The sequence below is a fragment of the Cellulomonas fengjieae genome, assembly GCF_018388465.1.
GTDB lineage: Bacteria > Actinomycetota > Actinomycetes > Actinomycetales > Cellulomonadaceae > Cellulomonas > Cellulomonas fengjieae.
This window is the reverse complement of the sequence record NZ_CP074404.1, coordinates 1,547,490-1,572,331: the sequence shown is the minus strand read 5'-3', so window position 1 is coordinate 1,572,331 and position 24,842 is coordinate 1,547,490. Positions and strand designations below refer to the sequence as shown.

General features: G+C 73.4%; 26 protein-coding genes. 7 read left to right on the top strand and 19 right to left on the bottom strand.

The genetic code is table 11. The annotated features are described in order from the left end of the window. Nucleotides 1-21: 21 nt before the first annotated feature. Both rpmI and infC read right to left on the bottom strand, forming a co-directional pair. Nucleotides 22-216 (bottom strand): 50S ribosomal protein L35, encoded by a 195-nt coding sequence (rpmI, locus tag KG102_RS07265; protein ID WP_208213783.1) that lies wholly within the window; start codon nt 214-216, stop codon nt 22-24. Nucleotides 217-311: 95 nt separating this feature from the next. Further along, on the bottom strand, nt 312-1,469 hold the full coding sequence (infC, locus tag KG102_RS07260) for a translation initiation factor IF-3 (protein WP_249667540.1): 1,158 nt from the start codon (nt 1,467-1,469) through the stop codon (nt 312-314). A gap of 420 nt (nt 1,470-1,889) precedes the next feature. Here infC and KG102_RS07255 point away from each other — a divergent pair, with 420 nt between their 5' ends. The 6 genes from KG102_RS07255 (at nt 1,890) to KG102_RS07230 (ending at nt 6,304) form a co-directional block, all read left to right on the top strand. Further along, nucleotides 1,890-2,309: a Fur family transcriptional regulator gene (locus tag KG102_RS07255; RefSeq protein WP_208213784.1), complete on the top strand. Its 420-nt coding sequence runs from the start codon at nt 1,890-1,892 to the stop codon at nt 2,307-2,309. Nucleotides 2,310-2,410: 101 nt separating this feature from the next. Then, the gene (locus tag KG102_RS07250) at nt 2,411-3,916 is read left to right on the top strand and encodes a catalase (RefSeq protein WP_208289121.1); all 1,506 of its coding nucleotides are present in this window, start codon (nt 2,411-2,413) and stop codon (nt 3,914-3,916) included. Nucleotides 3,917-4,043: 127 nt separating this feature from the next. After that, nucleotides 4,044-4,427, top strand: a complete 384-nt coding sequence (locus tag KG102_RS07245; protein ID WP_208213786.1) for a DUF1844 domain-containing protein — start codon at nt 4,044-4,046, stop codon at nt 4,425-4,427. 57 nt (nt 4,428-4,484) lie between these two features. Continuing rightward, nucleotides 4,485-5,150, top strand: coding sequence for a hypothetical protein (locus tag KG102_RS07240; RefSeq protein WP_243884270.1), 666 nt, complete (start codon nt 4,485-4,487; stop codon nt 5,148-5,150). Continuing rightward, complete coding sequence (locus tag KG102_RS07235; RefSeq protein WP_208289122.1) at nt 5,147-5,887, top strand: S1C family serine protease; 741 nt, start codon at nt 5,147-5,149, stop codon at nt 5,885-5,887. Before KG102_RS07240 ends, KG102_RS07235 begins: the two co-directional genes overlap by 4 nt. 21 nt (nt 5,888-5,908) lie before the next feature. Next, nucleotides 5,909-6,304 (top strand): spore germination protein GerW family protein, encoded by a 396-nt coding sequence (locus KG102_RS07230; protein WP_208289123.1) that lies wholly within the window; start codon nt 5,909-5,911, stop codon nt 6,302-6,304. On the opposite strand, the gene KG102_RS07225 is transcribed toward KG102_RS07230, so the two are convergent. From KG102_RS07225 to hisD, 10 genes are all read right to left on the bottom strand, one after another. Next, nucleotides 6,301-7,032, bottom strand: a complete 732-nt coding sequence (locus tag KG102_RS07225; protein WP_208213789.1) for an SseB family protein — start codon at nt 7,030-7,032, stop codon at nt 6,301-6,303. The genes KG102_RS07230 and KG102_RS07225 overlap by 4 nt on opposite strands. Beyond that, nucleotides 7,029-7,769, bottom strand: a complete 741-nt coding sequence (gene priA, locus KG102_RS07220; protein ID WP_208213790.1) for a bifunctional 1-(5-phosphoribosyl)-5-((5-phosphoribosylamino)methylideneamino)imidazole-4-carboxamide isomerase/phosphoribosylanthranilate isomerase PriA — start codon at nt 7,767-7,769, stop codon at nt 7,029-7,031. Before priA ends, KG102_RS07225 begins: the two co-directional genes overlap by 4 nt. A 4-nt stretch (nt 7,770-7,773) precedes the next feature. After that, nucleotides 7,774-8,433: a type 1 glutamine amidotransferase family protein gene (locus KG102_RS07215; protein WP_249667509.1), complete on the bottom strand. Its 660-nt coding sequence runs from the start codon at nt 8,431-8,433 to the stop codon at nt 7,774-7,776. A 58-nt stretch (nt 8,434-8,491) separates the two neighbouring features. Beyond that, nucleotides 8,492-8,980: a hypothetical protein gene (locus KG102_RS07210; protein WP_208213792.1), complete on the bottom strand. Its 489-nt coding sequence runs from the start codon at nt 8,978-8,980 to the stop codon at nt 8,492-8,494. Next, nucleotides 8,977-9,591, bottom strand: coding sequence for an imidazoleglycerol-phosphate dehydratase HisB (gene hisB, locus KG102_RS07205; protein WP_208213793.1), 615 nt, complete (start codon nt 9,589-9,591; stop codon nt 8,977-8,979). Before hisB ends, KG102_RS07210 begins: the two co-directional genes overlap by 4 nt. Then, a complete protein-coding gene (locus KG102_RS07200) occupies nt 9,588-10,697 on the bottom strand; it encodes a histidinol-phosphate transaminase (protein WP_208289124.1) in 1,110 nt (369 codons plus the stop codon). Before KG102_RS07200 ends, hisB begins: the two co-directional genes overlap by 4 nt. Nucleotides 10,698-10,706: 9 nt before the next feature. Next, the gene (locus tag KG102_RS07195; RefSeq protein ID WP_208289519.1) at nt 10,707-11,702 is read right to left on the bottom strand and encodes an NAD-dependent epimerase/dehydratase family protein; all 996 of its coding nucleotides are present in this window, start codon (nt 11,700-11,702) and stop codon (nt 10,707-10,709) included. Beyond that, entirely contained in the window at nt 11,699-14,269 is a 2,571-nt protein-coding gene (locus tag KG102_RS07190) for an alpha/beta fold hydrolase (RefSeq protein ID WP_208289125.1), read from the bottom strand. Before KG102_RS07190 ends, KG102_RS07195 begins: the two co-directional genes overlap by 4 nt. After that, nucleotides 14,266-15,288: a 3-oxoacyl-ACP synthase III gene (locus KG102_RS07185; protein WP_208289126.1), complete on the bottom strand. Its 1,023-nt coding sequence runs from the start codon at nt 15,286-15,288 to the stop codon at nt 14,266-14,268. Before KG102_RS07185 ends, KG102_RS07190 begins: the two co-directional genes overlap by 4 nt. Before the next feature lie 83 nt (nt 15,289-15,371). Beyond that, a complete protein-coding gene (gene hisD / locus KG102_RS07180) occupies nt 15,372-16,694 on the bottom strand; it encodes a histidinol dehydrogenase (protein ID WP_208289127.1) in 1,323 nt (440 codons plus the stop codon). A 109-nt stretch (nt 16,695-16,803) separates the two neighbouring features. On the opposite strand from hisD, the gene KG102_RS07175 reads away from it, so the two are divergent. Then, complete coding sequence (locus tag KG102_RS07175; protein WP_208213798.1) at nt 16,804-17,022, top strand: RNA-binding S4 domain-containing protein; 219 nt, start codon at nt 16,804-16,806, stop codon at nt 17,020-17,022. Here the strand turns inward: KG102_RS07175 and KG102_RS07170 are convergent. From KG102_RS07170 to KG102_RS07140, 7 genes are all read right to left on the bottom strand, one after another. Further along, nucleotides 16,998-18,023, bottom strand: coding sequence for an SRPBCC family protein (locus KG102_RS07170; protein ID WP_208289128.1), 1,026 nt, complete (start codon nt 18,021-18,023; stop codon nt 16,998-17,000). The genes KG102_RS07175 and KG102_RS07170 overlap by 25 nt on opposite strands. Then, nucleotides 18,023-18,523 carry an SRPBCC family protein gene (locus KG102_RS07165; protein ID WP_208289129.1) on the bottom strand — a complete coding sequence of 167 codons (501 nt, stop codon included), beginning with the start codon at nt 18,521-18,523 and terminating at the stop codon, nt 18,023-18,025. Before KG102_RS07165 ends, KG102_RS07170 begins: the two co-directional genes overlap by 1 nt. Continuing rightward, a complete protein-coding gene (locus tag KG102_RS07160; protein WP_208213801.1) occupies nt 18,513-18,845 on the bottom strand; it encodes an ArsR/SmtB family transcription factor in 333 nt (110 codons plus the stop codon). Before KG102_RS07160 ends, KG102_RS07165 begins: the two co-directional genes overlap by 11 nt. Nucleotides 18,846-18,976: 131 nt before the next feature. Continuing rightward, a complete protein-coding gene (gene dnaE, locus KG102_RS07155; protein ID WP_208213802.1) occupies nt 18,977-22,516 on the bottom strand; it encodes a DNA polymerase III subunit alpha in 3,540 nt (1,179 codons plus the stop codon). 95 nt (nt 22,517-22,611) lie between these two features. Continuing rightward, nucleotides 22,612-23,550 (bottom strand): RluA family pseudouridine synthase, encoded by a 939-nt coding sequence (locus KG102_RS07150; RefSeq protein ID WP_208289130.1) that lies wholly within the window; start codon nt 23,548-23,550, stop codon nt 22,612-22,614. Then, nucleotides 23,543-24,214, bottom strand: coding sequence for a signal peptidase II (locus KG102_RS07145; protein ID WP_208289131.1), 672 nt, complete (start codon nt 24,212-24,214; stop codon nt 23,543-23,545). The genes KG102_RS07150 and KG102_RS07145 overlap by 8 nt, the downstream gene beginning before the upstream one ends. 20 nt (nt 24,215-24,234) lie before the next feature. Beyond that, nucleotides 24,235-24,696, bottom strand: coding sequence for a TraR/DksA family transcriptional regulator (locus tag KG102_RS07140; protein WP_208213804.1), 462 nt, complete (start codon nt 24,694-24,696; stop codon nt 24,235-24,237). Nucleotides 24,697-24,842: the final 146 nt, after the last annotated feature.

The following is a 24,842-nucleotide window of genomic DNA, read 5'->3' as shown; positions in this document are numbered from 1 at the left end:
GGCGCTGGAGCGCCCCCGGGATCACTTTCCGAGCAGCTTCTTGATGCGGGAGGCGTCGGCAGGGGAGACGACGAGGTCGCCGGCGATGCGGCGGGTGCGGCGGCTCGACTTGTGCTCGAGCAGGTGGCGACCGCCGGCCTGCTCACGCATGACCTTGCCGGTCCCGGTGACCCGGAAGCGCTTCTTGGCACCGGAGTGCGTCTTGTTCTTCGGCATGGCTGCCGTGTCTCCTTGTCGTTCTCATCGCACGGGTTCGTACGACTCGTCTGGTGCAGTCCGACCGGGGGGCCGGACCGTCCGTTCGTTCGGGCTCAGCTGGCCTCTTCCGAGGTCGTCGTGCTGGTCTGTGCCTTGGCCGGACCAGGTCGCGGCGCGGGCCGCGGCGTGGCTGCCGGTCGAGGTGTCGCCGGCTTGGCTGCCGCCGGCTTCGGTGCGGACTCGGCCGCGGGCTGCGGAGCCGAGGGCGCCGGTGCCGCAGCGGGACGCGATGCTGCAGCCGGACGCGATGCTGCGGCGGACCGCGACGTCGTGGCCGGACGCGGCGTCGTCGCACGGGGTGCGGCGGCGGGCGCGGGCGGGCGGGGTGCAGCGGGACGGGCAGCCGGCCGCGAGGCGGCCGGGGCCTTCTGCGCGGCAGGCGTCTCGACCTTGGGGGTCTCGACCGCGGGGGTCTCGACGGCAGGGGTCTCGACGGCGGCCGTCTCGACGTCAGGCGTCTCGACGGCGTCGACCGCGGGTGCGATCTCGGCGGCTGCGGACTCGACGACCGGTGCGGACTCGACCACAGCCGGGGTCTCCGCCGCAGGCGTCTCGACCGCCGGGGTCTCGACCGCCGGGGTCTCGACCGCAGGCGTCTCGACGGGAGCCGGTGCGGACTGCTCGACCGGGTTGGCCGCTGCGGCTGCGGCGGCGGCAGCGGCTGCGGCGTTCTGCTCGCGCGCCGCGGCAGCCTGCGCCGCACGCCGCTGCTCGAGCTTCTGGTCGGCCTTCTTCTTCACCGGGCCGAGCACCATGATCATGTTGCGCCCGTCCTGCTTGGGCATGCTCTCGATGAAGCCCAGCTCCGAGACGTCGTCGGCGAGGCGCTGGAGCAGCCGCACGCCCATCTCCGGGCGCGACTGCTCACGGCCGCGGAACATGATCATGACCTTGACCTTGTCGCCCGCGGCCAGGAAGCGCTCGACGTGGCCCTTCTTGGTCCCGTAGTCGTGCGGGTCGATCTTCAGCCGGAAACGGATCTCCTTGAGGACCGTGTTCGTCTGGTTCCGCCGGGCCTCGCGGGCCTTCATGTCTGCTTCGTACTTGAACTTGCCGTAGTCCATGATCTTGCAGACAGGCGGACGAGCGTCAGGCGCCACCTCGACGAGGTCGAGGTCGGCGTCCTGGGCCAGGCGCAAGGCGTCCTCCACGCGGACGATGCCGACCTGCTCGCCGTTGGGGCCGACCAGGCGGACCTCGGCAACGCGGATCCGATCGTTGATGCGGGGCTCGCTGATGTGGTGCTCCTCAGGTTCGTCGTGGGTGACCGCCGGGAACGAGGAAGGCCCCCGCCCTGGGTACAGGTGGGGGCCTCACGAGTCCGAAGCAGCGCGCACCGGCGAACGGCAACACACCAGGCACGCACCGCAACGTTCGCGACACGTCCTCGGACCGGACCCGGCCTCTGTCGTCGCCCTCTGCACGCAGGGGACGAACGGTTGACGCTCGGGTGGGATCAGCTCCACTTGTACACCGCGCCCGTCCGCCCGGTGAGGGGCAGCAGGACGCGGCTGGTCGGGAGAAAGACTACCACGCACCCCGTGCGGACAGAACGGCGCCCATCTCTGCGACGAAGGACTCGCGGCGCCGCTTACTTGAATGATTCCAGAAAAGGTGCGAGGCTCCCAGCCATGTCCCTCCCCACCGCACTCCGAGAGCGCGGCCTGCGCGTCACGGAGCCGCGGCTGCGTGTCTACGAGGTCGTCGGCACCCATCCCCACGCGGACGCCGACACCGTCCTGACCGAGGTCCGGCGCACCCTGCCGACCATCTCGGTGCAGGCCGTGTACGACGTCCTGCACGCGCTGACGGACGCCGGACTGCTGCGCCGCATCGAGCCCGCCGGTCATCCCGCCCGCTACGAGCGCCGGGTGGGCGACAACCACCACCACGTGGCCTGCCGCAGCTGCGGAGCCCTCGGCGACGTCGACTGCGCCGTCGGGCACGCGCCCTGCCTCGTCCCCAGCTCGACGTCCGGCTTCACCATCGAGACCGCCGAGGTCACGTACTGGGGCCTGTGCCCGGACTGCCGCGCCGCCGAGACCACCTGACATCTCCCGGAGCGCCCCCGCGCTCCGGATACGCCTCCCGCCGGCTCTGTCGCCGCGCGGTCCCCGGCTGGGCTCGCCCGGCCTCGTGAAAGGAACCACCTTTGTCCCAGGTCCCGTACACCACCACCAACGCGGGTGCGCCGGTCGCGTCCGACGCGCACTCGCAGACCGTCGGCAACGACGGCCCGATCGTGCTGCACGACCACTACCTCGTCGAGAAGCTCGCGCAGTTCAACCGCGAGAAGGTCCCCGAGCGCATCGTGCACGCCAAGGGCGGTGGGGCGTTCGGGACGTTCACCACGACGCACGACGTCAGCGCGTACACCCGCGCGGCGCTGTTCCAGCCGGGCGTCACGACCGAGACGCTGCTGCGCTTCTCGACCGTCGCCGGTGAGCAGGGCTCCCCCGACACGTGGCGCGACCCCCGCGGCTTCGCGCTGAAGTTCTACACGACCGAGGGCAACTACGACCTCGTCGGCAACAACACGCCGGTCTTCTTCATCCGCGACGGCATCAAGTTCCCCGACTTCATCCACTCGCAGAAGCGCCTGCCGGGCAGCCACCTGCGCGACAACGACATGCAGTGGGACTTCTGGTCGCTGTCCCCCGAGTCGGCGCACCAGGTCACGTGGCTGATGGGCGACCGCGGCATCCCCGCGTCGTGGCGCCACATGGACGGCTTCGGCTCGCACACCTACCAGTGGATCAACGCCGCCGGTGAGCGGTTCTGGGTCAAGTACCACTTCGAGACGAACCAGGGCGTCCGCAACTTCACGCCCGAGGCCGCCGCGCAGCTGGCCGGGTCCGACGCGGACCACCACATCCGGGACCTGTACGAGGCCATCGAGGGCGGCGACTTCCCGTCGTGGACCCTCTCGGTCCAGGTCATGCCGTACGCCGACGCCGCCGAGTACCGGTTCAACCCGTTCGACCTGACCAAGGTCTGGCCGCACGGCGACTACCCGCTCATCGAGGTCGGCCAGCTCGAGCTGAACCGCAACCCCGAGAACTACTTCGCGCAGATCGAGCAGGCCACGTTCGCGCCGAGCAACTTCGTTCCCGGCATCGCGGCCAGCCCCGACAAGATGCTGCTCGCGCGGATCTTCTCCTACGCCGACGCCCACCGGTACCGCGTGGGGACGAACCACGCGCAGCTGCCGGTGAACGCCCCGCACGCCGCTCCGGTGCACTCGTACTCCAAGGACGGCGCGGCGCGCTACGCGTTCAACGCCGCCAGCACGCCCGTGTACGCGCCCAACTCGCTGGGCGGCGCCGCCGCGGACCCGGCGCGTGCCGCCGAGTCGCCCGGCTGGGAGTCGGACGGCGTGCTGCAGCGCGCGGCCGCGACGCTGCACGCCGAGGACGACGACTTCGGGCAGGCCGGCACGCTGTACCGCGAGGTCTTCGACGACGGCGCACGCGCCCGGTTCCTCGAGACGATCACCGGCCACGTCGGTGCGGTGAAGAGCGACGCGATCCGCGAGCGCGCCATCCAGTACTGGACGAACGTCGACGCCGGGCTGGGTGTCGCGCTGCGCGCCGCCCTCGCAGGCGTCGCGCCGCTCGAGATGGGTGAGCCGGGGACGGCCAGCGTCCCGGTCGCCTGACCACAGGGACGACGGCTCCAGCCGGCTCCGCAGGCAGGGCCCGCACCGCACCGGTGCGGGCCCTGTCCGCGTTCCGTGCCGGTGGTCGCCGGGCAGCCGGCGGCCTGCGCGATGAGAGGATCGGTCCATGGCCCAGGACAGTGCGAGCACGACACCCGACTCCCCCGGCACGCCCGAGTCGGCGGTCCGCGACATCGCGGACGTCGCCGCGGTCGAGGTGATCACGACCGCCGCGGTCCACCTGATGAGTGCCGCCGCGGTCAAGTGCGGGCTCAGCCCGGACACCGACGGCGCGCGCGGAGCCGACTACCTCGACCTGGACGAGGCCCGCAAGCTGATCACCGCGCTGGCCGCCCTCGTCACGGCGTCGGCTCCCGACATCGGCAACCAGCACGCCCGCTCGCTGCGTGACGGCCTGCGCTCCCTCCAGCTCGCGTTCCGCGAGGCGTCCCCCTTCCCCGACGCCCCCGGCGAGGGGCCCGGCGAGAGGTTCACCGGCTCCGTCGTGTGAGCCGTCGACCCCGGACGGGCGGACGGCGCGGCACCGCGGGGCTCCTATCCTGTGCCGATGCAGCCTGACGACCCCCGCGCGCCCGACGTCCCGGCCACCGAGCCCGCGGTGCACGTGACGCGCGTCGGCCCGACCACGCCGGCTGTCGCCCCGTGGACCCCGACGGCACCGACGGCACCCGACGTACCGGCACCCGCGACGACCCGACGCCGGCCGCGCACCGCGACGGTGGTGCTCGCGGTCCTGCTCGTCGCCGCGCTCGTCGGCTCGGGCGTGGTCCTGTGGCGCATGCTCACGACGAACGAGGCGTGGCAGAGCTCGGCGCAGAAGTGGGAGACGCTGGCGCGCTCGACCGGTGAGGAGCTCGCCGCGTCGCAGGCCGAGCTCGCGGCCACGCAGGCGGAGCTCGATGCCACGGCGGGTCAGCTGGCCGCCGCGCAGCAGCGGATCACCCAGCTCGCCGACGAGAAGGCGCAGCTGGGTGACACCACCGCCTCGCAGCAGCAGCTCGCCGACTACCAGGCGCGGGTGTCGCAGGCTGCGGGGCAGGTGGCGACCGCGCTGGCGAGCTGCGTGGACGGGCAGCAGCGCCTGATCGGCTACCTGCAGAACTCCGACCAGTACGACCCGAACGACCTCGCGCGGTTCAGCTCCGACGTGCAGACCGTGTGCGGCAGGGCGACGGACGCGAACGCGGCGCTCCAGCGCGAGCTCGACCGATGAGACCGACGAGGCTGGCGCGGTTCGCCGGTGGCGCCGTCGCGCTCCTCACCCTGTCCGCCGGGTGCAGCATGCTCCCGGCCATGCCCGCGCCGGTCCCGACGAGCGTCGTGCCCACCGACCTGCCGCAACCGAGCGCGACATCCAGCGGCAACCTTTCTCCGGACGGCTTCGATGCGGCGCAGCGCATGGCGGTGCGCATCCGCAACATCGGCTGCGGCAGCCTGTCGACCGGTTCGGGCTTCGCGCTCGACGACCACACCCTGGTGACCAACCGGCACGTGGTCGAGGACTCCGCCACGCTCGAGCTGAGCACGTACGACGGGCGGGACCTCGCTGCGGCCGCCGCCAGCAGTGCGAACCTGGCCGACCTCGCGATCGTGCGCACCGACGACGCGCTGCCCGCCGCACCGGAGCTGGCCCCGGCCGACCCCGCGGTCGGCGACCCCGTCACCGTGGTCGGGTACCCGTTGGGCCGCGCGCTCACCGTGACCACCGGGCAGGTCCTCGGCAGCCAGACCGACCCCCTGAACGAGAACCTGGGCGAGGTGCTGGTCACGGACGCACCGGTGGAGCACGGCAGCTCCGGGTCGGCGATGCTCGACGGCGAGGGGCGCGTCGTGGGCGTGGTGTACGCCAAGGACTCGGAGGGCCACAGTTTTGTGGTGCCCGTCAGCACCCTGCGGGCCATGCTGGACGACGAGGCCGCGTTCACGCCCCTCGCACCCTGCACCGGCTGACCAGGTCCCCCGGAGGTTCCCATGGCGGTACCGCACTTCGACCCCGCGAGCGTCACACGGGCCGCGAACGACACCTTCACCGTGCGCCGCGTGTTCGGTGAGGCGTACGAGCGCGACGGCAAGCTGGTCATCCCCGTCGCCCGGCTCTGGGGCGGCACCGGGGCCGGCTCGGGCTCCGGAGAGGTCGGCGTCCCCGCCGACGCGCAGGACGTCCCGACCGGCGGTCAGCAGGGGTACGGGGGCGGCGGCGGCTACGGCGTCCACGTCAGGGCGGTCGGGGTGTACGTCGTGGACGACACCGGCGCGCACTGGCAGCCCGCGCTCGACCTCAACCGGGTGATCCTCGGCGGCCAGCTCGTGGGTGCCGTCGTGCTGACCGCCCTGGCGTTCGCGTGGGCGGTCCGGAGCCGGCGCTAGCCCGCAGCGCGAGGGCGCAGCTCGAGCGAGTCCACCCGCGCGGCCACCAGCTCGACCCCGGCCAGCGCGGCGTTGACCTGCGCCAGCACCGCGTCGAGGCCCGCGCGGTCCAGACCGGCGACGAGCCCCACGACCACGGCGACCTCGGCCCGGGCGCCCGGCACCACGTCGACGGCCTGCACCCCCGGCACGGGTGCCACGGCGGCGGTGATGGCGGCCCGCAGCTCGGGGTCGACACCGTCGGCCGTGACGGCGGGTTGCCACGGCTCCTGCTGCGCGAGCGCCCAGACCGCCGGGCGGGGCAGCAGGACGGTCGTCGGACCGCCCGGGTCGACGACGAGCACCTCCCACCCCTCGCTCACGGCCGACAGTGCCGCCCGGGCGACGTCCGACGGGACCGGCCGGGCGTCGGGGCGCCATGCCGCCATCGTCGCGACGGACGTGAAGACGGGCAGGGCGGTGCGGCCGTCGGGGGCGCGCAGCGCCACGATGCCCGTCGACGCCTCCTTGTCGACCGTGTGCTCGTGGCCGTCGTGCACCGCGACGTCGCCGACCTCCAGCTCGGCGAGCACCGGCACCAGGACGCGGGTCCCGGCGAGGGCGTCGACCAGGTCGCCGACCGTGCCCGAGCCGTCCGCCAGCGCGGCCAGCGCCGCGGCGACCGCGGGATCGGCGGACCCGTCGTCACCCGCGAACGGGGACGAGGGGGGCAGCTCGCGCCCGGTCACGGACGCCCGGCGACGTCCAGCGCCTCCGGGAGCGTGAACGCGCCCGCGTACAGGGCCTTGCCGACGATCGAGCCCTCCACCCCCAGCGGGACCAGCGTGCGCAGCACGCGCAGGTCCTCGAGGCTGGAGACACCCCCGGATGCGATCACGGGCGCGTCCGTGCGGGCGCACATCTGGCGCAGCAGCTCGACGTTCGGGCCGCTGAGCATGCCGTCCTTGTGCACGTCGGTGACGACGTAGCGGGCGCAGCCGGCGTCCTCGAGCCGGGCGAGCACCTCCCAGAGGTCTCCGCCGTCCTGGGTCCAGCCCCGCGCGGCCAGGGTGGTGCCGCGCACGTCGAGCCCTACGGCGATCTGCTCGCCGTAGGAGCCGATGACGCGCGCCGTCCACTCCGGGTTCTCCAGCGCGGCGGTGCCCAGGTTGATCCGCGTGGCACCGGTGGCGAGCGCGCGCTCGACCGAGGCGTCGTCGCGGATCCCGCCGGACAGCTCGACCTTGACCCCCTTGGCGACCAGCTCGCCGGTCACCTCGGCCAGCAGGTCGGCGTTGGAGCCGCGCCCGAACGCCGCGTCGAGGTCGACGAGGTGGATCCACTCGGCGCCCCCCGCGCACCAGTCGAGCGCGGCCGCCAGCGGGTCGCCGTAGCCGGTCTCGGTGCCGGCGGCCCCCTGGGTCAGGCGGACGGCCTGTCCGTCGGCGACGTCGACGGCGGGCAGCAGCTCGAGGCGGTCGGTCATGTGGTCACTCCGCGAGGTCGGGGACGGTGGGCAGGGACGAGACCCAGCGGGCCAGCACCTCGGCGCCCGCGGCGCCGGAGGAGACGGGGTCCAGGTGCAGCGCGACGAGCGGGCCGTTCTCGACGGCGACGACGAAGCGCTCGCCCTCGGTCGACCAGGTCACGAGCGGGACGACGAGCCGCGTGTCGGCGGGCCAGTCGTCGAGCAGGGGGAACGTGCGAGCGGCGCGCGGGTGGGAGACGTCGAACCGCGCGTCGTCGAGACCGGCGAACAGCGCCGACCCCGCGGGCACCTCGACGGTCGCGGGGGCCTGCGGAGCAGCGACCGCGTCCACGACTCCGGCCCACTCCCCCAGGCCCTCCGTGGCGGTCCCGTCCTGCACCGTCTCGGCGAACATGACATGCATGCCCACGCCGACCGCGAGGACCGGTCGGCCGCCCGCCAGACGGCGGTCGACCACCTGGTCCGCGCCGAGGGCGCGCAGGGCGGGCATCAGGCCCGCGGCCGTCGCGCGGCTGGCGATCACGAGCCCGTCGGCCGCGAGCGCCGAGCGCTTGTCGGCGGTCACGACCACGCGCGCGCCCGCGTGGGTCAGCGCCTCGGCCAGCGGTGCGTGGTCGTCGGCGCCGTGGTCGAGCACGACGACGAGGGGCTGAGCGGGCACCGGACCACGGTACCTGCGGCTCGTGCTCGTCATGGACGCGCGCCGGTCCGCGAGACGACTACTTGCGCTTGGCCGAGCTCGCGATCGTGCGCATCGCCTGCCACCGGGACATCCCGACGCTCGACACGACACCCTCGACGTCGCTCGCCCGCACCGACCCCAGCAGCAGGTCCTCGAGGACGGCGGGGGCGTCGGAGAGCACGAGGCCCGCCGGGAGCTCGTCGCCCTTCTCGCCCGCGGTCCAGCGCGACGCGGTGATCTGCCCCTCGCGGCGCTCCAGCAGGATGACCGGCAGCGTGCGCAGCAGCTTCGAGATCGCCTCGGCCCCGGCCGCGGCGGCCTTCGGGTCGCGCAGCGCGGCGATCGCACCGATCTGCGTCGGCACCACGTCGACGTCGACCTTGGCGATCGCGCAGGCCGCGGCCAGCGGGGCGGGCGCGGCGACCTGGGTGATCACGAGCACGACGGACGGCTCCTCCGCGGGGCCGTCGAGCAGTCCGGAGAGGTCGTCGGGGACCTCGAAGCCCTCGGGCAGGTCCTGGCTCACAGCGCACCCTTCGTGGACGGGATGCCCTCGACCCGCGGGTCGAGCGCGACGGCGAACCGCAGCGCGCGTGCGAGCGCCTTGAACTGGGCCTCGACGATGTGGTGCGGGTCGCGGCCCGCGAGCACGCGCACGTGGATGCTGAACGCGGCGTGGTGCGCGATGGACTCCAGGACGTGCCGAGTCAGCGACCCCGTGAAGTGGCCGCCGATGAGGTGGTACTCCTGCCCGGGAGGCTCGCCGGTGTGCACCAGGTAGGGCCGCCCGGAGACGTCGACGACCGCCTGCGCGAGCGCCTCGTCCAGCGGCACCGTGGCGTCGCCGAAGCGCGAGATCCCCCGCTTGTCGCCGAGCGCCTCGCGCAGTGCCTCGCCGAGGGTGATCGCGACGTCCTCGACCGTGTGGTGGGCGTCGATGTGCGTGTCGCCCGTCGCCTTCACCGTCAGGTCGATGAGCGAGTGCTTGCCCAGCGCGGTGAGCATGTGGTCGTAGAACGGCACGGTCGTCGAGATGTCCGTGCGGCCGGTGCCGTCCAGGTCGAGCTCGACCAGCACGCTCGACTCGCTCGTCGCACGCTCGACGCGCGCGGTACGGCCGCCACTCTTGGCACTCACAGTCCTGCCACCTCCACCAGGGCGTCCTTGAACGCCACCATGTCCTGCGGTGTGCCGACCGACACCCGCAGCCAACCCTCCGGCCCGACCTCGCGGATCAGGACCCCGCGGTCGAGCAGACCCTGCCAGACCGCGTGGCGGTCGTCGAACAGGCCGAACAGCACGAAGTTCGCGTCGGAGTCCGCGACCGTCAGGCCACGCTCACGCAGCCAGTCCACGAGCGCGTCGCGCTCGTCGCGCAGCGACCCCACCTGCGCCATCAGCGCGGGCGCGTGCCGCAGCGCGGCACGGGCGACCGCCTGGGTGACCGCGGACAGGTGGTAGGGCAGCCGGACGACCCGCAGCGCGTCGACGAGCGCCGGTGCCGCGGCCAGGTAGCCCACCCGGGCACCGGCCAGGCCGAACGCCTTGGACATCGTCCGGCTCACGGCCAGGTGCGGGTGGTCGGCGAGCAGCTCGAGCGCCGACGGGACCCCGGCGCGGCGGAACTCCCCGTACGCCTCGTCGACGACGACCACGCATCCGCCCGGCACCGCGGCGGCGGCGTCCAGGACCGCGAGGACCGCCGCGGGGGGCAGGGCCGTACCGGTCGGGTTGTTCGGGCTCGCGAGGAGCACGACGGAGGGAGCGTGCTCGGCGAGCGCCGCGCGGGCGACGTCGGGGTCGAGCGCGAAGTCCGCCTCGCGGCGCCCGGCGACCCAGCCCGTGAACGTGTCCCGGGCGTACTCGGGGTACATCGAGTACGTCGGCGCGAACGACAGCACCGTGCGACCCGGACCGCCGAACGCCTGCAGGACGTGCAGCATGATCTCGTTCGACCCGTTGGCGGCCCAGATCTGCTCGACCGCCAGCTCGACGCCCGACTCGACGCGCAGGTACCCGGCGAGGTCGGTCCGCAGGGCCTCGAAGTCGCGGTCGGGGTACCGGTTCAGGCCTCCGGCGGCCTCCGCGACCGCGGCGGCGATGTCCGCGACCACGTCCGGGGCGGGGGCGTAGGGGTTCTCGTTGACGTTGAGCAGGTGCGGCACGTCCAGCTGGGGGGCGCCGTACGGCTCGAGGCCGGCGAGGTCGGGGCGCAGGGGCAGGGCGCCGAGATCAGCAGTCACCCGACGAGTCTAAGGAGCCGCGGACGCCTGCTGCCGCGCCGTCCACGCCGCCAGCCGCGCCAGCCCGTCGTCGAGGGTGACCCGCGGGACCCAGCCGAGCGCGTCGCGCGTGCGGCGCTGGTCGAACCAGTGCGCGGTGGACAGCTGCTCGGCGACGAACCGGGTCAGCGGCGGCTCGCCGGGCAGCGGGAGGGTGCGCCACGCGGTGTCGAGCAGCGACCCTGCCCCGCGCGCCAGGACCGCCGGGACGTGCCGGCGCGGGATCGGCACCCCGCTCGCGGCGCAGATCCCGGCCAACAGCTCGACGACCGGGCGGGGCTCGCCGTTGGTCACCACGTACGGCTGCCCGTAGGCGGACGGCTCGGCGTGCAGCGCGGCGACGAGGGCGTCGACGGCGTTGTCGACGTAGGTCGTGTCGATGAGCGCGGCGCCGTGACCCAGCACCGGCAGGCGGCCCGACCGGGCGCGGTCCACCACGCGCCCGACCAGCTGGGTGTCCCCCGGCCCCCACACGACGTGCGGCCGGACCACGATGACGCCCAGGCCGTCCCGGCCGTGGGCCGCGAGCGCCAGGACCTCGGACCGCGCCTTGGTCCGCGCGTAGCTGCCACGGGCCCGCTCGGGGTCGGCGGGTGCGGCGCCGGCACCCAGGAGCGAGCGGCCGACGTGGGCGACCGACGGCGAGGAGACGTGCACGAACCGCTCGACCCCCGCGGCCCGCGCCTCGTCGAGCAGCACCCGGGTACCACCGACGTTCACCGTCTCGTACTCCTCGAGCGGCCCTGTGATCGACACCTTGGCGGCCAGGTGCACGACGGCCTGCCGGTCACGGACGGCGCCCCGCACGGCGTGGCCGTCCGTGATCGATCCGCGCACGTCGACGGCCCCGGCGACGCGCGACGGGCTGCGCTGCAGGGTCCGGACGTCGTGCCCGTCCGCCACGAGGCGCGCGGCGACCGCCCGCCCGAGCATGCCGCTCGCGCCCGTGACCAGGACACGCGTCACAGCCGTGCCCGCTGCCCCGCCAGCACCCGCTCCGCCCACGCCGCGACCCGTGTCCGGTCGACCTTCGAGCTGTGCCGCACGTCGGTCGGAAGCTGCTCCACCACGAGCACCGCGGCCACCTCGGTCCCGTCGAGCGCGGCACGGACTGCCCCCGCGAGGGCAGGGTCCGCGACGAGCGGGCCGTGCGAGAAGACCTCCGGCTGGACCACGACGACGACCTGCTGCGTACCCCGCGGCCCGACACCCACGACCGCTGCCGACACGACGCCGTCGACGTCCTGGGCCCGCTGCTCGAGGCCGACCGGCGTCCGCACGCCGTCGGGCGTGACCAGCACGTGCGCGAGCCGACCCTCGATCCACAGCCGCCCCTCGCCGTCGAGGTGTCCCACGTCCCCCGTCCGGTGCCATCCCTCGTCGCGGGCGGAGGCCTGCTGGGTCAGCCAGAGCCCGTCGTACCGCTCCTTGACGTGCGCGGCACCGACCAGCACCTCCCCGGTGACCCCTGGCGACCGGTCCGGCACCCCGGTCGCGCGCCCTTCGCCGTCCAGTGCGCTCACGGCGACGTCGACCCCGGGCACCGGCCGTCCGACGCACACGCCGTCGCCCGGCCCGGCGGCACGGCGCTCCTCGAGCGACACGTCGGTGACGACCAGGGCCTCGGTCATGCCGTACGGCGTGTGCGCCTCGGCGGCGGGCATCACGTCGGCCGCCGCCTCCAGCAGCGCGAGGCCGACGGGTGCGCCCGCCGACAGGAACAGGCGCACGCCCGCGAGGGCGGACCGCTGCGACCCGTCGGAGATGCGCACCACGGAACGCAGCGCTGCGGGTGAGGCGAAGACCACCGCGGCGTCGACCGCCTGCACCGCGTCCGCCAGGGCCTGCGCCGTGAGCGTGCCGGGCGACGTGACGTCCATGTCCGGGCTGGCGCTGGCGGCGCCGAGCGCGGGACCCAGCAGCACGAACGGGGCGAACGCGGCGACGAGCGGGCTGTCCGGCCCGATCCCGTACGTGCGCGCGACCACGTCGCGCATCGCCGCGAGCCGGCGGTGGGTGTACACGACGCCCTTGGCCGGACCGGTCGACCCGGACGTGAACAGGACGGCGGCGTCCGCGTCGGGGTCCGGCCAGGGCAGGTCGTCGCTCGAGGCGCGGCCGAGGGCGGCGAGGTCGTCGAGAGACGCCTCCACGCCCAGCGCGCGAGCGACCCCCGCGCGCAGCGGCCCGGCACTGACCAGCGTGGGCGCCCAGTGCAGCCACCGTGCGGCGACGAGCGCCCGCTCGATCCCGACGACGACCGCGGGCTCCGCCGCGCGCACAGCCCGCGTCAACCCCTGGACGCCGAGCCCCGCGTCGGCCACGACCACGACCGCCCCCAGCCGTAGGCACGCGTACAGCAGCGCGGTGAGGTCGGCGCCCGGCGGCACCAGCAGCCCCACCCGGTCCCCCGGCCGGACACCGCTCGCGGCGAGCCCCCGGGCGAGCTGCTCGGTCCGCGCGGCGAGCGCCGACCAGCTCACGCGGCGCGAGTGCGGCCCGCGCAGCTCGATCAGCGCGGTGCCCTCGTCGTCGGCGCGCTCGACGAGGGTCGCGCCGAGGGCGCGGTAGGGCTCGCCCGCGGGCCGGGCGGGCAGGCTCGCCGAGGGCTGCGACGGCCCCTCGCGTGCGTCGAGCCAGCTCAGGACCGCACCGGCGACGTCCGCGTCCTCGACGACCAGGTGCCCGGCACCCTCGAAGCGGTGCACGTCGGCGTGCGGCAGGCGGTCGCGCAGGTCCCGCAGGTAGCGCGCGGAGAAGACGGGGTCGCGCGGGCCCCACAGCAGCAGGGCCGGGACGTCGAGACCACCCAGTCCGTCGGCGATCCGGTCGAGCTCGGGCCGGCTCGGGTGGTCCGCCGTCCCGGGGATGTCCGCGACGAAGCCGCCGATGCCGGAGCGCCGGTCGGCCGTGCGGTACGGGGCGCGGAAGGCGTCCGCGACGGCGTGGTCGAGGCGCGGGTGCGCCAGCGCGAGCGTGGCCTCCAGGAACGCCGGGGTGCTCACCGTGCCGACCGGCAGCACGCCCGGCGCGGTCGCCAGCCGCAACGGGGCGGGCAGGGGGTCGTCGGCGTCGTGGTGCACGGCCGTGTTCGTGAGTACGACGCCGGCCAGCAGCTCGGGGTGGTCGAGGGCCCAGCCGAGGCTCACGACGCCGCCCCAGTCGTGCCCCACGGTGACCACGGGACCGGCGAGTCCGAGGTGGTCGGTCAGCGCCCCGAGCTGGGCGACCCGGTCGGCGAGCCGGTGCTGCTCTCCCGTCCGCTCCGAGTAGCCCATCTCCAGCTGGTCCACGGCGACCACGCGCCACGGGCGGTCCGGCCGGGCGCCCGCCGCGACCAGCCGACGCCACAGGAACGACCACGTCGGGTTCCCGTGCACGCACAGCAGCGTGCCGACGGGCTCGGTGCCCAGCGTGGCGCCGTTGTCGAGCACGTGCCACGTGTGCGGCCCCACCTCGACGGTCTGCGACCAGCGCGGGTCGATGCCGCCAGCCGCCAGGACGTCCGGGGGCGGGTGCGAGGCGGCCGTCACCAGATGATCTCGGCCATCGCGGTGTGCAGCCCGGACCCCACGCCCATGCACAGCACGCGGTCGCCTGAGCGCAGCGAGTCGGCCTGGTCGGCCAGGGTCAGCGGGAGCGCCGCGGGGCCGACGTTCCCCCAGCGCGGGAACGTCATGGGCACCTTGTCGGGGTCCAGGTCCAGCGCCTCGACGATCGAGCGGGTGTGCACCGACGAGACCTGGTGGGTGACGATCCGGTCGACCCCCACCCAGTCCCAGTCCCGCTGCGCCTCGTTCCACGCGTCGACCACGAGCTCCAGGCCACCGGCCAGCAGCCCGGACGGGTCGGTCCTCATCCCGTCGACACCGCCGACGCACAGGTCGTGGTGCTGCGTGGCCGAGCGGGCGACCCCGCCGACCAGCCGGTGGGCACCGGGGTGCAGGTGCGCCGGCCCGAGCACCGCGGCTGCCGCGCCCGCGCCCAGGGTCAGGGTGGCGAACTCCTCGAGGAACTGCTCGCGGGTGGTCGTCGGTGCGGTGAGCCGCTCGAGGGTGGCCTCCTGGGTCGGCCGGGGGTCCTCACCGTCGACGATGACGGCGTACCGGATCTGCCCCGAGTCGATCAGCTGCGCGGCGAGCGTCATGCCGTTGACGAAACCGAGGCACGCGTTGGTGAGGTCGAAGCTGAGCGCGCTCGATGGCAGGGCCAGCCCCGAGTGGATCCGGGAGGCGACCGACGGCTCGAGGAAGGTCCTGGTGACCGACGTGTTGATCAGCAGGCCGACGTCACCGGCGTCGATGCCGGACTCGGCGAGGGCCTTGGCGCCTGCGGCCGTCGCGGCGTCGTCGAAGGTCATCTCCTCGTCCCACCAGCGGCGCTCGTGGACGCCCGCGACCCGGGCCAGCAGGCCGCGTGGCAGCCGCAGCCGGTCCAGGGTCGGTGCGAGGCGCTCGTCGAAGACCGTGGACGCGACGACGACGGGCGCTTCGATGCCGACGACACCCAGCAGCGCGACGTCACGGTGGCGGAACGTCGCGTTGCCTGTCACAGGCTGTCCTCTCGACGGGTCGACGACCGCGGGCGCGGGCGGGGGGGCGGGTCACGGTCGTTCTGGACCGCGACGTGCGTCTCTCAGAATCTGGACCGCACCGCCTCGCCGTGCGCGGGAAGTCCCTCCGCGTCCGCGAGCGCGACGATCTTGTCGGCGACCTCGGCCAGGGCGTCGGAGTCGTACTCGATCACCTGCACCGCCCGCAGGAAGGAGTGCACCCCGAGACCGCTGGCGAAGTGTGCGCACCCCGCGGTGGGCAGCACGTGGTTGGACCCGGCCATGTAGTCGCCGAGCGACACGGGCGACCAGGCACCGACGAAGATCGCCCCCGCGCTGGTCACGCGCTCGGCGAGCGCGGCGGCACCGACGGTCTGGATCTCGAGGTGCTCGGCGCCGTAGGCGTTCACGACGTCGAGTCCCTGCTCCAGGTCGTCCACGATCACGATGGCGGACTGCTGGCCCCCCAGCGCGGTCATCACGCGGGCGCGGTGCATGGTGGCGTCCACCCGGTCGGTCAGCTTCGCCTCGACGGCACCCGCCAGCTCGACCGACGGAGTGACCAGGACGGCCGCCGCGAGCGGGTCGTGCTCGGCCTGCGAGACCAGGTCGGCAGCCACGTGCGTCGCGTCGGCCGTGCCGTCGGCGAGGATCGCGATCTCGGTCGGGCCCGCCTCCGCGTCGATGCCGACGATCCCCCGCACGAGCCGCTTGGCGGCCGCGACGTAGACGTTGCCGGGTCCGGTGACGACGTCGACCGGTTCGCACAGCGTCTCGCCGTCCACCTCGTCCGAGCCGGCGGCACCGTAGGCGAACATCGCGACCGCCTGGGCACCCCCCACCGCGTACACCTCGTCGATGCCCAGCAGTGCGCAGGTGGCCAGGACGACCGGGTCGGGCAGGCCGGCACGGTCCTTCTGCGGGGGCGAGGCCACCGCCAGCGAGGGAACGCCCGCGGCCTGCGCGGCGACGACGTTCATCACGACAGACGACGCGTAGGCCGCGAGACCGCCGGGGACGTAGAGGCCGACGCGGCGGACGGGGATCCAGCGCTGCCGGACCTGGGCACCAGGCGCGAGCTCCACCGTGAAGTCGGCGGGCCGCTGCGCCCCGTGCACCTGCCGGACGCGTCGGATGGTCTCCTCGAGCGCCGAGCGGACCTGCGGGTCCAGGGCCTGGATGGCGTCGGCGAGCGCGTCCGAGGGCACGCGCAGGTGCACCGGACGCACGCCGTCGAACCGCTCGGCGAGGTCGCGCAGCTCCGCGGCACCGCCGGCGCGGACAGCCGCGATGATCGGCGCGACGACCTCGGCGGCGTGCTCGACGTCGACCTCGGCACGAGGCAGTGCGCCCAGGAGCTCGCGACGCGACAGGGTGCGACCTCGCAGGTCGATCCGGGTGATCACGTTCCCGAGCATAAGACGCGGACCGGGGCACGGCCCGACCACGCCCACCGGCCGAGCACCGGGGTGCGCCGGTGCGCGCCCACGTTCCCCGAACAGGCAGACTGGCCCCATGACCCTGGTGCCCATCTCCGACGACTCGATCCGGCTCGGCCAGTTCCTCAAGCTCGCCGACCTGGCCGAGTCCGGCGCGCACGCCCGCTCCCTGCTCGAGGACGGCGCCGTGACCGTCAACGGCGAGGACGAGACCCGCCGTGGCCGCCAGCTGGTCCGCGGCGACGTGGTGGAGGTCGACCTGCCGACGGGCTACAAGGAGGCCACGGTCGGCTGACCCGGCGCCGAGTAGACGGCGTAGGCGGCCTCCCAGAGGTCCTCGCCAGGGGGCATCTTCTCCCCGCTGAGCAGCACCGTGAGCGCGTCCACGAGCGCGTGCCACCCGGCGGCGAAGTCGGCCCCGCCCCGCCGCCGTCCGGCACCCTCGACCTCCGGCGAGGGCCCCTGGTGCACGACCAGCAGCGTCTCGTCACCCTCCTGCTGGAACGTGAAGATCACGTCGGTCCCGTCCTGGCCGTCTGCAGGGCCCCACCGCACGGCGAGCCTGCGCTGGGGCTGGACCTCCAGGACCTCGAACCGCACGCCGCCGGGGACGTTCGGGTCGGCGAACACGATCCGCTCCCCTGGCGCGGGCTCCCAGGGCTCGTCGTCCGCCCCCGGCCACTGCGTCACGGGCCACAGCCAGCGCGCCACGCGCTCACGCCGGGTGAAGGCGGACCAGACCTCGTCCTGCGCCGCGTCGAGCAGCCGCGAGACCACGACCGTCGCACCGTCGGGCCCGGTCGTCACCTCACCCGCGACCCCGGCCGCCTCCAGCCGGCGGTACCGCGGGAGGACATCGGCGAACGGTTGCGGGGTCTCGACCGGAAACCCGACCGCATCCGCCAGCACGTCGAGGAGCTCGTGCCAGCCGGCCCCGTACTCCGCCGCCCCGACCGCCTGCAGGTCACGGTGCACCAGGTGCAGCTCGGTCCCGTGGCCGTGCGCCACCAGGACGATCTCCACCTCGCCGGGCGCCTCCGTCTCGTGCGTCCAGGTGACCACCAGCCGGCTGGTCGGCTCGCACACCAGGACGCGGCCGTGCGTCCGGGGGCTGCCCGGGTCGGGGAAGGTCAGCACGTATTCGTCGCCCGACGTCTCGAGGTCCCCGATCCACCGGGCCACGCGCTCGGGCACCGTCAGCGCCGCCCACACGTCGGCCGGCGGTGCGCCCAGGACGCGCGTGAATGCCACCTCGCGGCGCGCTCCCCGGACCAGCACCTCACCCAGCTCGCCCATCACGCCTCCTGCCGGTACCGCGGCAGCGCCGCCCGATAGAGGTCCTCCCAGGGCCGGACGGTCCGCCCGGCGACGTGGTCGTCCAGCTGGTCGAGCGAGGCGTGCCAGCCACTGCCGTAGCCACGCGCGGCGGCCTCCTCCAGACCGAGGTGCTCCAGCACGAGGAGTGCACCGCCGCCCTCGGCGCGGATCTCGACGCTCACCCGCGACTCCGGCTCGCCCGGGAACAGCCAGGTCAGCAGCAGCCGCGCGGGCGGGTTGCACTCCACGACCTCGCCGGCCGCGTTCTGCGGGGACCCCGCGACGTCGTCACCCATGCGGAGCTCGTACCGGCCGCCGACCCGCAGGTCGCCGTAGACCGGTCCGAGCCAGCGCCGAAGCCGGTCCGGGTCCGTGATGCACGACCACAGGTCCTCGGGCGCGGTCGCGAACCGCCGTTCGAACCGGACCGTGACACGGGTCCCGGTCGGCGTGAGCACGCCCCACAGGTCAGTCGCCATCGTGTCTCCTCCGCTCGCGCGCCCCTCGGGCGATCTCCGTCTCCAGCGCGTCCAGGTGCCCGTCCCAGAACCGACGGGTGCGGCGAGCCCAGTCCTCGACCTCGTCGAGGGCCTCCGGCCGGACCGAGTACAGCCGGACCGGGCCGCGCGGCACCGACTCGACGACCCCCGCCTCCCGCAGCACCCTCAGGTGTCGCGAGGCGGCGGGCTGGCTGATGCCGAACTCCGCACCGACCGCGGTCGCCAGCTGGCCTGCGCTGCGCTCACCGTCGGCGAGCAGCTCGACGAGCCGCCGCCGGACCGGGTCCCCCAACGCATCCATCACCTGCACATCGCCGATGGTTTCAGTTCGGGTTATATAACGCAAGGGCTATGCGACCGCGAATCGTGCAGCGCGGCGACTGGCGCTGGATCACAACCGATCGGCTGGCGACGGCCAGCGCCACCTGCCGGTCAGGACGCCAGACAGCTCGGGCCGAGCAGCGCCTTCAGGTCCCCGAACAGCGACGGCGAGCGCTCGACGCGCAGCCCGTGGTCGAGGCGCATGACCGTGGCGCGGCCCGGGCTCGTGAGGCGCAGGTGCACCTCGGTCACGCCCGGGTGCGTGGACAGCACCTCGCGGAGCCGCTCCACCACCGGCGGGGTGCACCGGGAGACCGCCATCGACACCACCACCGGCGCGTCCGCGGCCTGCGAGACGTCCGGCAGGGACACCTCCATCGCCTGCAGCTGCATGGTCTCGTCGCGGCGCCGCACGCGACCCCGGATCACGACGACCGCGTCCTCGGCCAGCGCCGTGGAGTACGCGAGGTAGGTCTCCCCGAAGAACATGATCTCGACCGAGGCCTCCATGTCCTCGATGGTGACCGCGGCCCAGGGGTTGCCCTGCTTGGACATCTTGCGCTGCAGCGACGTGATGAGTCCGGCGACGACGACGGTGGACCCGTCGGGCCGCTGCTCGTCACCGAGCAGCGTCGCGATCGACACGTCCGCCGCCGCGGCGAGCACGTGCTCGAGCCCGGACAGCGGGTGGTCCGACACATACAGGCCGAGCATCTCCCGCTCGAACGCGAGCCGCTGCTTCTTGTCCCAGTCCGGCAGGTCGGGCACGACGACCGCGAACCCCTGGCCGGCGTCGTCGCCGCCGAGCATGTCCGCGAAGAGGTCGAACTGCCCCTCGGCCTCCTTGCGCTTGACGCCGATGACCGAGTCGACCGCCTGCTCGTGCACCAGCAGGAGCGCCCGACGGGCATGACCGAGCGAGTCGAACGCGCCCGCCTTGATGAGCGACTCGATGGTCCGCTTGTTGCAGACGACGGCGGGAACCTTGTCCAGGAAGTCGGTGAAGGACGTGAACGCGCCCTTCTCCTCGCGCGACCGCACGATCGCGTCCACCACGTTGGCGCCCACGTTGCGAATGGCGGTGAGCCCGAAGCGGATGTCCTTGCCGACGGCCGTGAAGTTGGCGGACGAGGAGTTCACGTCCGGGGCCAGCACGGTGATGCCCATGTGGCGGCACTCGCCCAGGTACAGCGCCGACTTGTCCTTGTCGTCGCGCACGCTGGTGAGCAGCCCGGCCATGTACTCGGTCGGGTAGTTCGCCTTGAGGTAGGCGGTCCAGTAGGAGATCACGCCGTACGCGGCGGAGTGCGCCTTGTTGAAGGCGTACCCGGCGAACGGCACCAGCACGTCCCAGACGGCCTGGATCGAGGTGTCCGAGTACCCGCGCTCGCGCATGCCGGCCTGGAACGGCACGAACTCCTTGTCCAGGACCTCCTTCTTCTTCTTGCCCATCGCGCGCCGCAGCAGGTCGGCCTGGCCGAGCGTGTACCCGGCCAGCTTCTGCGCGGCGCGCTGCACCTGCTCCTGGTAGACGATCAGGCCGTGAGTGACGCCCACGACCTCCTCGAGCGCCTCCTCGAGCTCGGGGTGGATGGGCTCCACCTTCTGCAGGCCGTTCTTGCGCAGCGCGTAGTTGATGTGGGAGTTCATCCCCATCGGGCCCGGGCGGTACAGCGCGATGACGGCCGAGATGTCCTCGAAGTTGTCGGGGCGCATCTGGCGCAGCAGGGACCGCATGGGTCCGCCGTCGAGCTGGAACACGCCCAGGGTGTCACCGCGACCGAGCAGCTCGTACGTCGCCGGGTCGTCGAGCGGGACCTCCTCGATCTTGATCGGTGCCTTGCCGTTCATCTCGATGTTCTCGAGCGCGTCGTCGAGGATCGTGAGGTTGCGCAGGCCGAGGAAGTCCATCTTGATCAGACCCAGGGCCTCGGACCCGGGCTGGTCGAACTGCGTGATGATCGCGCCGTCCTGCGGGCGTCGCATGATCGGGACGATGTCGACCAGCGGCTCGCTGGACATGATGACGCCGGCGGCGTGCACGCCCCACTGCCGCTTGAGGTTCTCCAGGCCCTTCGCCGTCTCCAGGACGCGCTGCGCCTCGGGGTCGGCCTGCACCACCTGGCGGAACTCGTCGGCCTCGGCGTACCGGGAGTCCTGGGGGTCGTAGATGCCCGAGAGCGTGATGTCCTTGCCCATCACCGCGGGCGGCATCGCCTTGGTGAGCTTCTCCCCCATCGCGAAGGGGAAGCCGAGGACCCGGGAGGCGTCCTTGAGCGCCTGCTTGGCCTTGATGGTGCCGTAGGTGACGATCTGCGCCACCCGGTCCTCGCCGTACTTGTCCGTGACGTACCGGATGACCTCGCCGCGCCGGCGCTCGTCGAAGTCGACGTCGACATCGGGCCAGGAGACGCGCTCCGGGTTGAGGAACCGCTCGAAGATCAGCCCGTGCTCGAGCGGGTCCAGCTCGGTGATGCCCATGGCGTACGACGCCATCGAGCCGGCCGCCGACCCGCGGCCCGGGCCGACGCGGATGCCCTGCGCCTTGGCCCAGTTGATGAAGTCGGCGACGACCAGGAAGTAGCCGGAGAACCCCAGCTGGGTGATGACGCCGGTCTCGTACTCGGCCTGCGTGCGCACGTCCGACGGGATCGTCCCGTGGTAGCGCCGCTGCAGGCCGGTCTCGACCTCCTTGATGAACCAGGAGTCCTCGTTCTCCCCCGCCGGGACGGGGAAGTTCGGCATGAAGTTGGCGTCGGTGTTGAACTCCACCTCGCACTGCTCGGCGATGAGGACGGTGTTGTCGCACGCCTCGGGGATCTCTGCCCAGGTGCGCCGCATCTCCTCCGCGGACTTCAGGTAGAACTGGTCGGTGTCGAACTTGAACCGGTCGGGGTCGGCCAGGGTCGAGCCCGACTGGACGCACAGCAGCACCTCGTGCGCGTGGCTGTCCTCGTGCTTGGTGTAGTGCAGGTCATTCGTCGCCACCACGGGTGCACCGATCGCCTCGGCCAAGCGGCGCAGATCCTTGATCACCCGGGTCTCGATCTCGAGCCCGTGGTCCATCAGCTCGACGTAGTAGTTCTCCTTGCCGAAGATGTCCTGGAGCTCGCCGGCGGCCCGCACGGCCTCGTCGAACTGGCCCAGCCGGATCCGCGTCTGCACCTCGCCCGACGGGCACCCGGTGGTGCCGATCAGGCCGTCGCTGTAGGTGGTCAGCAGGTCGCGGTCCATGCGGGGCCACTTGCCCATCTGGCCCTCGAGCGAGGCCAGCGAGGACATCCGGAAGAGGTTGTGCATCCCGGCGGTGGACTTGGCCAGCAGCGTCATGTGCGTGTACGCGCCGCGCGCCGACACGTCGTCGGACGCCTGGTGGGCCTCGCCCCAACGCACCCGGTTCTGGTCGAACCGGCTGGTGCCCGGCGTGACGTAGGCCTCGACGCCGATGATCGGCTTGATCCCGTGCTTCTTGGCCTTCTGCCAGAAGTCGAACGCGCCGAACAGGTAGCCGTGGTCCGTGATGGCGACCGCCGTCTGACCGAGCCGGTTGGCCTCCGTGAACAGGTCGTCCAGCCTCGCCGCGCCGTCGAGCATCGAGTACTCGGTGTGCACGTGGAGGTGGACGAAGTCGGAGCCCCCAGCTGATGCCATGCGGGCGATCCTACGTCGCCCGTCCGACACTCCCCGGCGCGTCGCGGGCTGTGTCGAAGGACGTGACTGCACTCACGCCGCCGGGAGGCGACCCCTCAGACGTACCCGTCCTGGAGCACCGCGAGCGACCGGCGCAGATCCTCCGGGTACTCGCTGGTCAGCTCGAGCCACTCGCCCGTGCTCGGGTGGTGGAAGCCGAGCCGCATCGCGTGCAGCCACTGCCTGGTCAGCCCCACGCGCGCCGCGAGCGACGGGTCGGCCCCGTAGGTGAGGTCACCGACGCAGGGGTGCCGGGTGGCCGCGAAGTGGACGCGGATCTGGTGCGTGCGCCCGGTCTCCAGGTGCACCTCGACGAGCGAGGCCGCGGGCAGCATCTCCAGCACCTCGTAGTGCGTGATCGAGGGCTTCCCGTCGGCCACCACGGCGAACTTCCAGTCCGAGCTCGGGTGCCGGCCGATCGGGGCGTCGATCGTGCCCGTGGTCGGCTCGGGGTGCCCCTGGACCAGCGCGTGGTACACCTTCTCGACCGTGCGGTCCTTGAACGCCCGCTTGAGCACCGTGTAGGCGTGCTCGGACTTGGCGACGACCATGAGGCCCGACGTGCCGGCGTCGAGCCGGTGCACGATCCCCTGCCGCTCGGCGGCTCCCGACGTCGAGATCCGGTAGCCGACCGCCATCAGCGCGCCGACCACGGTCGGGCCGGTCCAGCCCGGGGAGGGGTGCGCCGCGACGCCGACGGGCTTGTCGATGACCACCAGGTCGTCGTCGTCGTAGACGATCCGCATCCCGGGCACCGGCTCGGCGACGACCTCGATCGTCGAGGCCGGCACCACGTCCGGGATCGCGACCTCGAGCCAGCCGCCCGCGGACAGCCGGTCGGACTTGCCGAGCTCCTTGCCGTCGAGCTGCACGCCGCCGGCCTCGGCGATCTCCGCCGCGCGCGTGCGCGACAGCCCGAGCAGCCGGGCCAGGGCCGCGTCCACCCGCTCCCCGACCAGCCCGTCGGGCACGGGCATCGCTCGCGTCTCAGACATTCTGCTCGGTCGCCGTCGTCGTCGTGGGTGCGACCGCGGGCGCGGCGTCGGTGGGCACGTCGCGCGCCTCGCCGGTGCCCGCCTCGTCGCGAGGCTCATCGCTCGCCTCGTCGCCGGAGTCGCCGTCGCCCCGTCCGTCCCGCGTGCCGTCCAGGTGGATGCCGAGGGTCGCCAGGATCACGATCAGGATCGCCGCGGCCACGATCGCGATGTCCGCGACGTTGCCGACGAACCAGTCCGCGTACGCGATGAAGTCGACCACGTGCCCACGGGCCGGACCGGGCTCGCGGATCCAGCGGTCCGTCAGGTTCCCCACGGCGCCACCGAGCAGCAGCCCGAGCGCCACGGCCCAGGCGCGCGAGCCGATGCGTCGGCTCGCGCGCACCACCACCACGATGACCACGGTCGCGACGACGGTCAGCAGCCAGGTCATCCCCGTCGCGATCGACAGCGCCGCGCCGGGGTTGAACACCAGCTGGACTCCGAGCAGGTCGCCCACCAGCTCGTGGCGCTCGCCCTCGACCAGCGAGCGGACCGCCCACGCCTTCGACGCCTGGTCGAGCAGCAGCACGACCGCCGAGATCGAGGCGAGCGTGATCAGCAGCGCACGTCGGGTGGTGCTGGTCGCGGGCGCGTCAGGCGGGTCGTCGGTGGTGATGGGCACCGCAGGAGTCTACGTGCGGCTCAGCGGCGCTCTTCGCGCTGCTTGCACTCCACGCAGAGGGTGGCCCGCGGGAACGCCTGGAGCCGCGCCTTGCCGACCGCCTTGCCGCACGACTCGCAGGACGCGAACGTGCCTGCGGAGATCCTCGACAGCGCGCGGCTCGTCTGCGCGAGCAGGTCCCGCGTGTTGTTCACGAGCGTGAGCTCCTGCTCACGCTCGAGCGCCGAGGAGCCCGAGTCCGCCTGGTCGTCCCCGGCACCGTCGCCGGAGTTGCGCAGCAGGTCCGACAGCTCGGCATCCGCAGCCGCCAGCTCGCCGGTCAGCCGGTCGATGTCGCCGGTCAGCTCCTCGGCGATGTCCTTCACCTCGTGCACGGTCCACGGCTTCTCGCCGTCCCGTACCAGGAACTGCTTGACGGACTTCGCCAGCTCCTTGGTGTCCGTCCTGACGTCGACCGCGCTGAGCGCGTCGTTGATAGCCACGAGTTGGCCCCCCTGTCCTCGAGTGACGCGACTGTATGCGGGGTCCGCCGGGTGCACAACACGCCACGCCTGGGCGAAACCCAGGCGTGGCGTGCACGGAGGTCGCAGGACCGACCCGTGGTGATGCGTGCGGAGGCCCGGCGGGT

Coding starts and splice junctions, on each gene's coding strand:
- rpmI (WP_208213783.1), bottom strand. CDS start 216: ATGCCGAAGAACAAGACGCACTCCGGTGCCAAGAAGCGCTTCCGGGTC.
- KG102_RS07255 (WP_208213784.1), top strand. CDS start 1,890: ATGTCCCTCCCCACCGCACTCCGAGAGCGCGGCCTGCGCGTCACGGAG.
- KG102_RS07245 (WP_208213786.1), top strand. CDS start 4,044: ATGGCCCAGGACAGTGCGAGCACGACACCCGACTCCCCCGGCACGCCC.
- KG102_RS07240 (WP_243884270.1), top strand. CDS start 4,485: ATGCAGCCTGACGACCCCCGCGCGCCCGACGTCCCGGCCACCGAGCCC.
- KG102_RS07235 (WP_208289122.1), top strand. CDS start 5,147: ATGAGACCGACGAGGCTGGCGCGGTTCGCCGGTGGCGCCGTCGCGCTC.
- KG102_RS07230 (WP_208289123.1), top strand. CDS start 5,909: ATGGCGGTACCGCACTTCGACCCCGCGAGCGTCACACGGGCCGCGAAC.
- priA (WP_208213790.1), bottom strand. CDS start 7,769: ATGACCGACCGCCTCGAGCTGCTGCCCGCCGTCGACGTCGCCGACGGA.
- KG102_RS07175 (WP_208213798.1), top strand. CDS start 16,804: ATGACCCTGGTGCCCATCTCCGACGACTCGATCCGGCTCGGCCAGTTC.
- KG102_RS07170 (WP_208289128.1), bottom strand. CDS start 18,023: ATGGGCGAGCTGGGTGAGGTGCTGGTCCGGGGAGCGCGCCGCGAGGTG.
- KG102_RS07165 (WP_208289129.1), bottom strand. CDS start 18,523: ATGGCGACTGACCTGTGGGGCGTGCTCACGCCGACCGGGACCCGTGTC.
- KG102_RS07160 (WP_208213801.1), bottom strand. CDS start 18,845: ATGGATGCGTTGGGGGACCCGGTCCGGCGGCGGCTCGTCGAGCTGCTC.
- dnaE (WP_208213802.1), bottom strand. CDS start 22,516: ATGGCATCAGCTGGGGGCTCCGACTTCGTCCACCTCCACGTGCACACC.
- KG102_RS07150 (WP_208289130.1), bottom strand. CDS start 23,550: ATGTCTGAGACGCGAGCGATGCCCGTGCCCGACGGGCTGGTCGGGGAG.